The organism is Paenibacillus sp. FSL R5-0912 (assembly GCF_000758605.1).
Taxonomy (GTDB): domain Bacteria; phylum Bacillota; class Bacilli; order Paenibacillales; family Paenibacillaceae; genus Paenibacillus_AQ.
In genome coordinates, this window is sequence record NZ_CP009282.1 from 924,240 (window position 1) to 937,967 (window position 13,728).

The window sequence follows — 13,728 nt, forward strand, 5'->3', positions numbered from 1 at the left end:
TGTGCCTTTGCGCCTCATCTCTGATCCGGGGAACCGCACCAAGAAACGGTATAACGTAGCTGTAAGCCGCGCCCGCGACCAGTTATGGCTCGTACATTCGCTTGATTCCTCAACCCAGCTCAAAGAAGGGGATTTGCGGAAACGTTTAATTGAATATGTCAGAAATCCGTATGCAGCGGATGGAGCGTATAAACAGCAGGAGCCCGTGCTGGAGTCCGAATTCGAGCGTCAGGTTATGCGGCGGGTGTTGGACGAAGGCTACAGAGTATTGCCTCAATGGAAAGTAGGGGCGTACCGGATTGATATGGTTGTTGAAGGCGGCGGGAAACGTCTGGCTGTGGAATGTGACGGAGACAAATGGCATCCGGCAGAGAAGCTTAAGGAAGATATGGACAGGCAAGCCATACTCGAACGCCTTGGCTGGAGTTTTGTGCGGCTTCGGGGCGGTGAATATTTCCGGAATCCGGAGCAGGCGCTGCAGCCGCTGTTCCGCAGACTGGAGGAGCTCGATATTCCCCGTGAGCTTCACCGGCAGGAGGCGGATGCGGATGACGGAAATGCCGGACAACCTGCGCTTAAGACGGTTATCGTAAACAGGGCAGCGGAGATCCGGCGGGAATGGCAGGAGCTTATACGGGAACCTGGTGTTGAAGATTCGATCTCTCCGGGGTCAGCGGCGGAGCCGGCGGGGTTCATTGCTGCGGAGCAAGCGCAAGAGAAGACGGCGGAATTCTTTTATCAGGAAATCAGCCGGCAGCCGAATTTGACGGACTATTGGACGGAAGAAATGCGAAGCAGGGAAGAAGACAGACAGGCGGTGCTGGAGCAGGAGCTTAGCTTGCTGGAAGCGGATGCGGGTCTGGAGCTTCCTTACTGGCAGGGCTTATCGGCCGACAGTGCTGAAACGGGAGATGATGGGGACTCCGGCCCCGGATTTAACCTGGTGGAATATTTGTACTGCCGGAATTTGCAGTTTGTAGATACCAGAGATCAGGACGGTGCAGTCTGGATCATTGAAGACTTGAATCTGATCCGCTACTTGCCGGAATTACGGCGGAAGGCTGTACCGTTTAATTATCTGAAGGAAGGGGTCTATGCTACCCGCTGGAGAGCCGCCTGGTATAGCAGATCATGAGAATAATGATATGGGAGATTTTGATATTACCTTCATTCTTTGCGATAATGTAAGCAACTATCTTAATAGAGGAGGCTGCATCATCATGGCTAATCACATTCCAGAAGTATTGTTGAACGACGGGCTGAGTATGCCTGCGATTGGCTTTGGAACGGCGTGGATTAAAGGCACGAAGGGTGTACAGAGTCTGAAGACTGCCCTCGATTTGGGCTACCGCCTGATTGATTCAGCATTTAACTATGAGAACGAAGGCGTTGTCGGGGAAGCGGTGCGGCAGGGCGGAGTGCCAAGAGACCAGCTGTTCATTACCTCCAAGCTGCCGGGACGTCACCACAAGTATGATGAGGCGATCGTGACCGTTCAGGAATCGCTGTACCGGGCAGGGCTGGATTATTATGATCTATACCTGATCCACTGGCCGAATCCGAAGGTGAACCTGTATGTAGAAGCATGGCAGGCACTTATCGATGCCCAGAAGCAGGGGCTGATCCGCTCGATAGGGGTAAGTAATTTCCTGCCGGAGCATCTGGATCGTCTGGTTCAGGAAACAGGAGTAGCACCGAGCATCAATCAGATTGAGCTGCATCCGTATTACAATCAGGCAGAGCAGCGTGCTTACCACGGGAAACACGGGATTATTACAGAATCCTGGAGTCCGCTGGGACGCGGCACGGAGCTGCTGAAGAATGAACAGCTCGGTGCAATTGCCGCCGCCCATCATAAATCCATCTCACAGATTGTTCTTCGCTGGCATGTGCAGCTGGGTGCTGTTCCGATTCCGCGATCCTCTTCGGAAGAGCATCAGCGGGAGAATATTAATATTTTCGACTTTACGCTGTCAGATGAAGAGATGAAGCTGATCGCGGAACTCCCGGCAACCGGACCGCTGTGGGATCAGGACCCTGCGGTGTACGAAGAGTTTTAAGAAGGGTTGAATGGGAAGTGTTAAGCCTCTTGCTTATTTAAGCAGGGGGCTTTTTCATATCCTTGTCATACATAATTCGTTTAGGAAAATGGGAAGCTGGTTACATAGAAAGAGTCAGAAGTTTGCAGAGGAGGAATACACAATGAGCGATCAGTATACGATTCAGGACCCTGCGAAGCAGTATGAAAAAGCTACGCCGGAGTTTGAACAGCAGCAGCCGAGTCCCGGCCTGGAGAAGAAGATGCACCCGCGTCCCGATGATGGGGCGGGAACGTACCGCGGCAGCGGACGGCTTACCGGCCGCAAGGCCGTGATCACCGGAGCGGACAGCGGAATCGGGCGGGCGGTAGCCATTGCTTTTGCACGTGAAGGGGCTGATGTGGTACTTGCCTACCTGCCGGAGGAAGAGGCTGACGCGAAGGAAGTTGTCCAGCTGGTGGAGGAAGCCGGCCGCAAAGCCGTTGCCGTGCCAGGCGATCTGAAGGATGAGAAATACTGCGAGCAGCTGATAGCCAAAGCCGTAGAGGAGCTTGGAGGGATTGATATCCTGGCCAATATCGCCGGCAAGCAGCAGTTTGTGCCGGATATCGCCGATCTGACCACCGAGCAATTCGATGCAACCTTCAAGACCAATGTATATGCGCTGTTCTGGCTCTGTAAAGCAGCGGTGAAGCACATGAAGCCGGGCAGTACAATCATTAACACTGCATCCATTCAGGCTTATGAGCCTGCGCCGATTCTGCTGGATTATGCCACCACCAAAAGCGCAATCAATACCTTCAGCAAATCACTGGCTCAGCAGGTAGCCGCCAAGGGGATCCGGGTCAATGTTGTAGCACCTGGACCTGTATGGACTCCGCTTCAGGTAAGCGGCGGACAGCCGCAGGAAGCGCTGAAGGATTTCGGAGCCAAAACACCACTCGGCCGTCCCGGACAACCGGCTGAAATGGCCCCGGCCTATGTATTTCTGGCCAGCCAGGAATCCAGTTATGTCAGCGGCGAGACTTTGAATGCTAACGGCGGCATGCCGACACCTTAAATCAGCGTATAGGCTCAAACCTCCGCAAGGAGGTTTTTTATTATACTGGAAACTATGATATTCGTTTGTAGTGGATAAAGTCGGATTAGAGCAGATTCGTCTGACGGACGAATGTGTTCTTATAGCAGGATTCCCAGTGAATCCGCCGAAAGTGGGCGATATGGGGAAATCAAAGGGATAAATCCCTCTAAATCAGCCGAAAGTGGGCGGGAGGCGGAAATGAGGAGCATTAGTGCCCTTGATTTCACTGAATGCGGGCAAAAGGAGAAAATGAGGAGCATTAGTGCCCCTGATTTCACTGAATGCGGGCAAAAGGAGAAAATGAGGAGCATTAGTGCCCTTGATTTCACTGAATGCGGGCAAAAGGAGAAAATGAGGAGCATTAGTGCCCCTGATTTCACCGAATGCGGGCAAAAGGAGAAAATGAGGAGCATTAGTGCCCCTGATTTCACTGAATGCGGGCAAAAGGAGAAAATGTGGAGCATTGTGGAGTGGCCTTTATATCTACATAAGCTGCACAGCCTGCATAACCGCATAAGCTACGGCTTGATTTACCGTTAAGGTGATTTTGGTTTGACCCTAGTATCCTGGAGAAGGAATCAAGCCGGGGTGCCGGAACTCCCCTTTTGTATTTATAGGGGACTCTTGTGCTAAACTTGAGAGCAGGACTGCATTTGCCGCTACGTATGCAAAGTGCAAAGGCCGCATGTGGAAATGACAGGAGGAGATGGCATGGCGTTTGTTACTGTGAAAGGCGAATATAAGCGTTACAAAATGGGGGAGACCCTGATTGTCGCCAATGACGGGATTGATTTTGAAATTGAACAGGGCGAGTTCGCTGTGATTGTAGGACCCAGCGGAGCGGGGAAATCGACGGTGCTTAACATACTGGGCGGGATGGATTCCGCCGACGAAGGCCAGGTCATTGTGGACGGTACCGACATCGCTCGTTTCAGCGCCAAAGAATTGACCGGCTACCGCCGTAATGACGTGGGCTTTGTGTTCCAGTTCTATAATCTTGTGCCCAATCTGACGACGCTGGAGAATGTTGAGCTGGCGTCCCAGATCTCTCCGCGTGCGCTGGATGCCCGCAAGGTGCTGGAGGATGTAGGACTTGGAGAGCGGCTGAATAACTTTCCGGCCCAGCTGTCCGGCGGGGAGCAGCAGCGTGTCGCCATTGCAAGAGCGCTGGCCAAACAGCCGAAGCTGCTGCTCTGCGATGAGCCGACCGGTGCGCTCGATTACAATACCGGCAAACAGGTACTGAAGCTGCTGCAGGATACCTGCCGCAATACCGGAACCACGGTTATTGTTATCACGCATAACCTGGCTATTGCGCCGATGGCAGACCGGGTTATTGAAATCAATAACGCGAAGGTACGGAAAATGGTGAGGAACGCAACACCGGTATCCGTGGAAGATATCGAATGGTAAGGAGCCGGAGGCCATGAAGAAACGGGCATTATGGAAGGATGTTTTTCGGGAAATCCGTCATACGAAAGCAAGGTTTCTCTCGATCTTTGCGATTATTATGCTGGGGGTAAGTTTTTTTGCCGGGATCAAGTCAGCAGGACCGGATATGCTGGATACCGCAGCGACTTATTATAAGGATCATAGGCTGATGGATTTACGTGTTCAGTCCACTTATGGGCTGACAGAGAAGAGTATTGATAATCTTCGGGACATCCCCGGAGTGAAGAGTGTTCAGCCTGTGTACAGCTCGGATGTGTTTCTTGGTGAGAGCGGACTGATTGCTAAAGTGTATTCCTATGCTGACGATAATGAACTGAACGGGTACAAAATTATCTCCGGGCATCTGCCTGAGGCATCCGGGGAGATCGTACTTGACGCCTATCTGCTGCAGGAGGAGAAGTTCTCGCTGGGAGATTCAATTACCTTCAGCGGGGACGCCGTGGATGATCTGGCGGGGAATTTCCAGACCTTGAGCTATACCGTGGTCGGCTTCGCGCAGAGTCCGCAATATATTGAAACGTCGACCCGTGGAACGAGCCGGATCGGCAAAGGGACAGCCGATGCGTTTGCTGTCATCCGGGAGGATGACTTCAGCCTCCCGGTGTACACAGAGGCCTATCTCAGCTTCACGGATACGGCTGCAGAAACAGCTTATACGCCGGCTTATGATGCTCTCATCGAGCGGCATCTGCCGGAGACCGAGGAAGTACTGAAGGATTACCCGCAGCAGCGTCTGGAAGAGCTGAAAGCGGAAGCCGCAGAGCTACTGGCTGCGGGCCAGCAGCCTATGGACGCGGCGCAGCAGCAACAGCAAACGCAGCAACAGCAGGCGGAGGCATCGGCAGCGCAGAACCCGCTGGAGCTGCCGAAGGTGTATGTGACAGACCGGACGATCAACCCGGGTTACGCCGAATACAAGGATAATGCAGACCGGCTTTCGGCGATCGCCACGGCTTTTCCGGTGTTCTTTTTCCTGATTGCGGCACTCGTCAGCTTAACAACGATGACCCGTATGGTTGAGGAGCAGCGTCTGCAGATCGGTACCTTGAAGGCCCTGGGGTATGGTGCCATGGACATTATGACCAAATTTCTGGTCTATGGCACATTGGCCAGTCTAGCCGCGTCCATTGCGGGGCTTGCGATCGGCTTCACCTTATTTCCGGGCATTATTTATAATGCCTACAGCCAGCTCTATAACCTGCCGGGCGTGATCAAAAGCTTCTATCCCGCCTACGCTATTATTTCCATAATAGTAGCGCTGGTATGTACAGCCATGACGGCAATGATCGCTTCCCGGGTAGAGCTGCGCAGCAATGCGTCGGTGCTGATGCGGCCCAAAGCGCCCAAGAGCGGACAGCGTATTATGCTGGAGCGGTTCAGCTTTTTGTGGAAACGGCTTAGTTTTGTGCAGAAGGTGACGGCCCGCAATCTGTTCCGCTACAAGCAGCGGATGTTCATGACCGTAATCGGGGTGGCGGGCTGTACCGCGCTTATTCTGACCGGCTTTGGGCTGAAGGATTCCATTGGCAGCATAGCAGGCCGGCAGTTCGGCGGGATTATGAAATATAGCGCCCTGGTGGCGCTGCATGACAATGCAACAGCCGAAGATAAGGCGTCCTATGCAGAACTGATTAAACAGGAGTCCGCAATTACGGGAACGCTGGATGTGCTTCAGGAAGCAATGACTGCCCGGGCCAAAGGGGTTAACGATCAGGAGGTGCGGATTTTTGTTCCTGCGTCTACAGATCAGCTAGCTCCGTTCGTTGTACTGAAGGACCGCATAACGGATGAACCGAAGATGCTTACTGACGAGGGCGCAATCATTACCGAGAAGCTCGCCAAGCTGTATGATCTGGTTCCCGGAGACAGCCTGACTGTTGTGGACAGCAACAATGAGGAATTTCAGGTCAAGGTGTCGGCGGTTACCGAGAACTATGTACTGCATTATGTGTATATGACGCCGGCTTACTATGCAAAGGTATTTGGCGGCGGGCCGGTCTATAACACTCAGCTGTTGAACTATAGCGCGCAGGATAAGCAGTGGGAAGACACCTTCGGGGAAAAATTAACCGCGAGCGGGCAAGTAGCGCTGGTCAGCTTTTCCAGCGGGGTGGGCGAGGCTTTTGACGGGACCATGAAGAGCATGGACGTTGTTATTGTAGTGCTGATCGTGTCCGCTGCTGCGCTGGCCTTCGTGGTACTCTATAATCTGACCAATATTAATGTGTCTGAACGGGTCCGGGAGCTGTCCACAATCAAGGTTTTGGGGTTCTACGATAAGGAAGTCACTATGTATATATACCGGGAGAATATCCTCTTAACACTGCTCGGGATCATCTTCGGCGGTGCACTGGGGATACTGCTGCATAGCTTTGTCCTGTCTACGGCTGAGCTGGATGCCACGATGTTCGCGCCGCTGATCAAGTGGCAGAGTTATCTGTATGCGGCCCTGCTGACCGTGCTCTTCTCGGGGATTGTAATGGCGTTCATGCACCTTAAGCTGCAGCGGATTCATATGATTGAAGCGTTGAAATCTGTGGAGTAGCGTAGTCACTACTTTGTCAAAAATATAATAAGAGCAAGAAAATGAGGAAGAAAAACAGGCTGCCGGAAGAGTTCTCTGGCGTGTTTTTCTTCCTCTTTGTGTATGGAAAAATAGAAATCACTGTGCGACTAAGCTCGAAAAAAAGATAATCATGCTGAAAAATGTCGAATTAACACGAAAATGACAATATTAAGTTATGAAAACTAACCGCATTAAACATAGTCGAATAGTTTGGAAAGGTGGTTTAAAGGTGTTTATTTTACTATATTGGAAGGAATTATTTTTTGTACACATAAATAAGATAGGGAAGTGATGAATAAATATATTGACGTAAGATATATTCACATGTAATATAAACCATAATTTATAGGGAATTGTTAAGACTCCCAGCCGGGAAGGTTACCCCTGTCTCGAATTGACCTGTGGTCTATTCGATCCTTGAATGTCATATGTACTGCATGTAATGTTTTATTACATGGGTTACAGGTGTCAGCTCAATTATAGCGGCAGGGGCAGAATCATCCAGAACATCCCAGTCTCCCGAGAAGCTTTGAAGAGAAGGCGGGTGAACCGGGCTTATGGTTCCGGGTATCGCTCACTACACGCACTTAACTAAGGAGGAGTAAAAGGAATGGCGAAAAAGAGAAAATGGTGGTCTGGTTTACTTGTTTTATCGTTGGTAGGGGTTCTATTCACGGGTTGCAGCACCAATAACACTGCGAGTTCTCCAACTAATGCTCCTGCAGCAACTGCTGCCCCGGCTGAGAGCGCGGCCCCTGATGCTACTGAAGCGCCTGCGGCAGACGGACCCGTTGACGGCGGAACTCTCGTTACAAGCACATTCTCCGATATTGTTAATCTTAACCCTCTCTTAATCAATGACACCTCTTCAGGCGATGTAGCCCAATTCGTATTCGCCAAGCTCTATAACCTGGACCGCGAAGGCAATGTACAGGCAGAGGATTGGTCACTGGCTGCCGAGCTTCCTGAAATCTCCGAAGATGGTCTGAGTTATACAGTTAAATTGAAGGATACTCCCAAATGGAGTGACGGCCAGCCGATCACTGCGGATGATGTAATTTATACCATTGAAACCGGCAAAAACCCGGAAACGGGTTCACCGCTGATCAGCCAATATGACAAGGTGAAAACGGTGGAGAAGATCGATGACCATACCGTGAAATTTACATTGTCCCAGATTTATGCCCCATTCCTGTATGCGCTGGTTCAAGAAATTGTGCCTGCCCATATTCTCAAGGATGTAAAGCCAACTGAAATCCAAACTAATGCCTATGGTACGGACCCGGCCAAGACCGTAACCAGCGGACCATGGAAATGGACAGCCTGGAAACAAGGCGAAAGCCATACCCTTGATGCCGATCCGAACTACTGGGGTACGGTTAAGCCTCATATCGCTCAAATCGTCTACAAAATCTACGCAGACCAGAACACTGAAGTTCAGGCAATCATGAAGGGCGACACGGACCATATCAGTGCGATTCCGGTAACGCAGGTTGAAGCCGTTAAAGCTGACGGCGATATCGACATTATTCAGAAGCCAGGCGCACAGTATGAATATGTAATGTTTAACTTCGACGGTAAGAACTTCCCGGATAGCTATGGCCTGTTCGCAGGACAGAAGACCAGACAGGCAATTGCACATGCACTGAACCGTCAAGGTATGGTAGACAATATTCTTAAAGGCGTAGGCGCCCTGATGAATGCCCCATTCCTTCCGGACACTTGGGCTGACCCGGGTGATGCCGCTGTGAACTATGATTACAACGCCGAAACCGCCAAGAAGCTCCTGGCAGAAGACGGATGGGTTGCCGATGCCAAAGACGGTATTCTCACTAAAGACGGACACCGCTTCTCCTTTGAACTGCAGTACAATGCCGGCAACAGCCGCCGCGAGCAAGTAGCCGCTGTTATCCAGCAGAACCTGAAGGATGTTGGTATTGAAGTAACACCTAAGGCAATCGACTTTGCAGCTTGGATTGACCAGAACGTAACACCGGGTAAATTCCAGGCTCTGCTGCTGGCATGGTCTCTGAATACACCGGATCCGGATGCAGAGAGCATTTTCTCCTCCAAATACTTCCCGCCTGCCGGCCAGAACAGCGGCTGGTATAAGAATGAGAAGCTGGATCAACTGTGGGTTGATGGTTATTCCACGGTTGACCAGGCTGAACGTAAAGAAATCTACAAAGAAGTAGGTAAAGAAATTTCCACGGATCTTCCTTATGTATTCCTGTATCAATATGGTCAGGCTATCGGAACAGGTCCTAGAGTTCACTGGGCAGAAGAAGATGCTCCTGAGCCATCACTGGGCTACGGACAATTCTTCCACGCTATCAAATGGTGGGTAACCGACTAACGAACCGAACTAACTGAATAGAATTACGGGAGGTGAAAGAGAATTCTCTTTCACCTCCCCCTTTTGTATGAATGGGGGAGTCTTCCGTAATCTATCGCCTTACCATCTCTAGGAGGATAGCCCATGACAGAATATCTGATACGTCGAGTGCTTCAATCGGTATTGGTCATCTTTCTGATTACCATACTAACATTTCTACTCATCCACGCTGCTCCGGGTGGACCGACTCAAGTGATGCTCTCTCCGGGACTCACGCCGGAAATATTCGAACAGCAAGCCAAGAACCTTGGCCTGGACCAGCCTATTCCCGTACAGTATGTCCGCTGGATCGGTGACCTGCTGCAAGGGGACTTGGGTTACACTTTTAAGAACCACATTGCGGTATCCGATCTTCTCTGGCCGCGTATTGGCAACACCGTGATCCTGATGGGTTCGGCTTGGCTGGTATCACTGCTGATCGCAATTCCTTGGGGAATCTATAACAGTACCAAAGTATATGGTCTATCTGACCAGACGGCTTCATTCATTTCTTACTTAGGCTTCGCGATGCCGACCTTCTGGTTCGGAATACTCCTCCAGCAATGGTTGTCACTGAAGCTGGACTGGTTTCCGTTGTCGGACATGTATACAAGAGGCAAGGAAGGCGATATAGGGGATTTGTTCATGCATCTGGTGCTGCCGATAACAGTGCTTGCACTTGGTTTCCTGGCCTCTTATATGAAATATGCGCGGGCAAGTATGCTGGAAGTGCTCGATCAGGATTATATCCGTACGGCACGCGCCAAGGGCGTCAAAGAACGCAAAGTGGTCTTCCGCCATGCGCTGCGCAATGCACTGATTCCAATTATTACAATACTCGGCCTTGATCTTCCCATACTAGTGGGAGGGGCTGCATTAACTGAGAATGTATTCAACTGGCCGGGAATGGGCCGTTGGTTTGTAGAGATGGCAGGCGCGCGCGAATATTCGGCACTGATGGCTGTTACTATAGTGACGGCTGTTATAGTCGTTATCGGCAATCTCCTTGCTGATATACTGTATGCCGTAGTTGATCCCCGGGTGAAGCTCGGTAAGCAAGGGGGGAAGACGGCATGAATACAGAGAATACTGAGCTTACCAAAGGGGCTGTATCTAAGCCGCTTGGAACCCCGGACATGAGTCCGATGCCCGGAGGGACAGACCCTGAGATTCCGGTATTGGATTCCAAGCGGCCGCCGGGCCCCTGGAGAGTTTTATGGAAGAAATTCTCGCGCAATCCGTTCGCAATGGGTGGTTTGCTAGTCCTGATTATATTTGTGCTGCTGGCGGGCTTCGCACCCAAACTGACCCAATATAGACCGGAAACGATTGATTTGATGTTCGCCAATCTGAAGCCGGGAGCAGAGGGGCACCCTCTTGGAACAGACGAGCTGGGCCGCGATATTCTCAGCAGACTGCTGTACAGTGCGCGTGTTTCACTCGCCATCGGTTTCTCCGTTGCGTTTGTTTCCGTAGTTGTCGGATCGGTTGTCGGTGCGATCTCAGGTTATTTCGGCGGGTTTGTAGATACAGTATTCATGCGCATTGTAGATGTGATGAACTCAGTTCCGACCCTGTTCCTGAACATCCTGATTATGGCGCTGTTCGGCACACAAATTAAATACATGATTCTTATTCTGGCATTTACCAGCTGGATGAGTATTGCCCGGCTCGTCCGGGGGACCTTCCTGCAGCTGCGTGAAATGCAATATGTGGAAGCAGCCAGAGCGATTGGAGTATCTAGCTGGGGTATTATTTTCCGGCATCTGCTCCGTAATGCAAGCTTCCCGATTATCGTAAATGCGACCCTGATGGTCGGCGGTGCGATTCTAAGTGAATCTGCATTGTCGTATCTGGGCCTCGGTATTCAGGCACCGGCCACAAGCTGGGGACTAATGCTCAGCAACGCTCAGGAATTCATGCTTGTAGATCCGATGCAGGCGGTATATCCAGGACTCTGCATCCTGCTCGTAGTACTCGCGGTTAACTTTATCGGCGACGGCATCCGGGATGCGCTAGATCCCAGACAGCAAGTGACCAAATCCCGGAGGAGGCTGGAACAATGGCGGAAAAACTACTCGAAATCCGGAAGCTGACCGCCGGCTTTGCGGCAGAGAAGGGGCTGCTCAAAGCAACTGACGGTATCTCCATTTCTATTGATAAAGGCCAGACGGTCTGTATTGTCGGTGAATCCGGCAGTGGCAAAAGTGTGACCTCACTCGCGATAATGCGTTTGATTGATTATGCCGGAGGGATGATTCTTGACGGCAGTATTGAATTTCACGGCCAGGATTTGGCGGCGAAGAGTCAGGAAGAGATGCGGGAAATCCGGGGGAATCAGATTGCCATGATCTTTCAGGACCCGATGTCGTCGTTGAATCCGGTATTTACGGTAGGCGAACAGATTGCGGAGAGCCTACGGCTTCATCAGAACAAGAGTGATGCCGAAGCTATGAGGATGGCCGTTGATCTGATCAAATTAGTTGGTATCCCGGCCCCGGAGATCCGTGCCAAGCAGTATCCGCATGAGCTGTCCGGCGGGATGTGTCAGCGTGTGGTAATCGCCATCGCTCTGGCTTGCAAACCTGAGCTGCTGATCGCCGATGAGCCGACAACAGCGCTCGACGTAACTGTGCAGGCCCAGATTCTGGATCTGCTGCGCAAGCTTCAGTCCGAACTCGGGATGTCCATTCTGCTAATCACCCATGATATGGGCGTAGCGGCGGAGATGGCAGACCGCATCGCTGTAATGTATGCCGGAGCCATTGTGGAGGAGGGGACTGTAGAAGAGATCTTCGACCATCCCAGCCATCCGTATACGGTTGGACTGCTCCAGTCGATTCCGGGATTTGAAGGCGGACGGGGAGGCGAGCTCTACACCATCCGGGGGACGATTCCTCCGATTGGCCAGCTGCCATCCGGCTGCCGCTTTAATCCGCGCTGCCCTCATGCCATGGATATTTGCAGGAATCAGGAGCCGCCGGATTTCATGATCTCGGATGATCACCGGACGGCCTGCTGGCTGTTCAAGGATAAGCCGGTGCAGGCGGATTACAGTAATGAGGTGAAACGCGCATGATGAATGAAGCTGTAACCAAACCGGTAAGAGCACATATGCCTTCTTCAGAAATATTGCTCGAAGTTAAGGACGTGAAGAAATATTTCCCGATCACCAAGGGTCTGCTTAACCGCACCGTTGGACAGGTCAAGGCTGTGGATGGCGTTAATTTATCCATCCGCAAAGGAGAGACCTTCGGGCTGGTCGGTGAATCCGGCTGCGGCAAATCCACGTTCGGCCGGGTGCTGCTCCGGCTGCAGAGTGCAACCGGGGGAGAAGTGTTATTCAAGGGGAAGGATATCCATTCCCTGAGCTCAGGTGACATGCGGAAGCTGCGGGAAGAAATGCAGATTATCTTCCAGGATCCGTTCGGCTCACTGAATCCGCGGTTCCTCGTTAAGGATATTATCGGAGAGCCGCTGCGCATTCACCGGAATATGTCGGGGAAGCAGATCGATGCCCGGGTAGTGGAGCTGATGGAGCTGGTGGGGCTGGATGCCAGCCGCCGGAACCGTTACCCGCATGAATTCTCCGGCGGACAACGCCAGCGGATCGGGATTGCCCGGGCGATTGCCCTGAATCCGCAGTTTATCGTTGCCGATGAAGCTGTATCGGCACTGGATGTATCGGTACAATCCCAGGTAATCAACCTACTCATGAAGCTGCAGAAGGAACTGGGGTTAACCTTCCTGTTCATTGCGCACGGCCTTAATGTGGTCCGGCATATTTCGGACCGCGTCGGGGTGATGTATTTGGGCAAGCTGGTGGAGGTGGCTGAGACGGAGGAGCTGTTTGCAGCTCCGCTGCATCCTTACACTGCCGCCCTGCTCTCGGCGATTCCGAAGCCCACGCCAAGACGCAAGCAGGACCGCATTGTGCTGGAGGGGGATGTGCCATCGCCGGCTAACCCGCCGTCCGGCTGCCGGTTCCATACCCGCTGCCCGTTTGTTCAGGACAAATGCCGCCAGGTGGAGCCGCTGCTTGAAGAGGTTGTTCCAGGCCGTCCGGTGGCCTGTCATTTCCCGTTGCTTCCAAATTCGTAGATAATCCGCGATTTCCTAAGGATGTCCCGCAGATTAAGGGGGTGACCCCGCAGCCATATCCACAACTGGCTGCGGGGTCACCCCCTGTTTTTGTATCTCTGGAATAGTCATTGCC

General features: G+C 52.0%; 10 protein-coding genes. All 10 read left to right on the forward strand.

Going from position 1 to position 13,728, the window contains the following annotated elements:
* Window positions 1-7: 7 nt before the first annotated feature.
* The 10 genes from R50912_RS33055 (at window position 8) to R50912_RS03980 (ending at window position 13,613) form a co-directional block, all read left to right on the forward strand.
* Window positions 8-1,135 (forward strand): DUF559 domain-containing protein, encoded by a 1,128-nt coding sequence (locus R50912_RS33055; protein WP_052415970.1) that lies wholly within the window; start codon window positions 8-10, stop codon window positions 1,133-1,135.
* Between the two features lie 85 nt (window positions 1,136-1,220).
* Window positions 1,221-2,060: an aldo/keto reductase gene (locus R50912_RS03935; RefSeq protein ID WP_042241512.1), complete on the forward strand. Its 840-nt coding sequence runs from the start codon at window positions 1,221-1,223 to the stop codon at window positions 2,058-2,060.
* Window positions 2,061-2,202: 142 nt separating this feature from the next.
* Window positions 2,203-3,099 (forward strand): SDR family oxidoreductase, encoded by an 897-nt coding sequence (locus R50912_RS03940; protein ID WP_042210599.1) that lies wholly within the window; start codon window positions 2,203-2,205, stop codon window positions 3,097-3,099.
* Window positions 3,100-3,831: 732 nt separating this feature from the next.
* The gene (locus R50912_RS03950) at window positions 3,832-4,533 is read left to right on the forward strand and encodes an ABC transporter ATP-binding protein (RefSeq protein WP_042133636.1); all 702 of its coding nucleotides are present in this window, start codon (window positions 3,832-3,834) and stop codon (window positions 4,531-4,533) included.
* Between the two features lie 13 nt (window positions 4,534-4,546).
* Window positions 4,547-7,117: an ABC transporter permease gene (locus R50912_RS03955; RefSeq protein ID WP_042232614.1), complete on the forward strand. Its 2,571-nt coding sequence runs from the start codon at window positions 4,547-4,549 to the stop codon at window positions 7,115-7,117.
* A gap of 631 nt (window positions 7,118-7,748) precedes the next feature.
* Window positions 7,749-9,494 carry a peptide-binding protein gene (locus R50912_RS03960; protein WP_042232615.1) on the forward strand — a complete coding sequence of 582 codons (1,746 nt, stop codon included), beginning with the start codon at window positions 7,749-7,751 and terminating at the stop codon, window positions 9,492-9,494.
* A 123-nt stretch (window positions 9,495-9,617) separates the two neighbouring features.
* On the forward strand, window positions 9,618-10,589 hold the full coding sequence (locus R50912_RS03965; RefSeq protein WP_042232617.1) for an ABC transporter permease: 972 nt from the start codon (window positions 9,618-9,620) through the stop codon (window positions 10,587-10,589).
* Window positions 10,590-10,648: 59 nt separating this feature from the next.
* Complete coding sequence (locus R50912_RS03970) at window positions 10,649-11,608, forward strand: ABC transporter permease (RefSeq protein WP_042241515.1); 960 nt, start codon at window positions 10,649-10,651, stop codon at window positions 11,606-11,608.
* Window positions 11,575-12,591: an ABC transporter ATP-binding protein gene (locus R50912_RS03975; RefSeq protein ID WP_042232619.1), complete on the forward strand. Its 1,017-nt coding sequence runs from the start codon at window positions 11,575-11,577 to the stop codon at window positions 12,589-12,591. The genes R50912_RS03970 and R50912_RS03975 overlap by 34 nt, the downstream gene beginning before the upstream one ends.
* Window positions 12,588-13,613, forward strand: a complete 1,026-nt coding sequence (locus R50912_RS03980; RefSeq protein WP_042232621.1) for an ABC transporter ATP-binding protein — start codon at window positions 12,588-12,590, stop codon at window positions 13,611-13,613. The genes R50912_RS03975 and R50912_RS03980 overlap by 4 nt, the downstream gene beginning before the upstream one ends.
* Window positions 13,614-13,728 lie beyond the last annotated feature (115 nt).